Here is a 292-nt window from a genome sequence, read left to right on the forward strand (position 1 = left end):
AGACAAAGCCAAGAAAATTCAACGGTAAAAACAACTGGAACATAAAAGCATTGATCAGGGTGAAATCACCAATCGTCATGGTGCCTTGCACCACATACCAGGCCGCAAACATCAGCATCGACATCATCGCGGTACTGATAATCAGCGCCTGCCCGGCATTCAGGCCAAACAAGGTGTAACGGTTTTTCTGCCGCGCCTGCTCCCACTCGGCCAGCGACTCGTCGTAGTGCTGTGCTTCCCGCGACTCGGCATTAAAGTATTTGACTGTTTCATAGTTCAGCAGGCTGTCGAG

General features: G+C 50.7%; 1 protein-coding gene. It reads right to left on the reverse strand.

The window, feature by feature from the left end:
• Nucleotides 1-292, reverse strand: a 292-nt coding sequence (locus Q4563_RS19000; RefSeq protein ID WP_303605620.1) for an ABC transporter transmembrane domain-containing protein, incomplete at both ends; no start/stop codon positions are given.

The organism is Gilvimarinus sp. 1_MG-2023 (genome assembly GCF_030548285.1).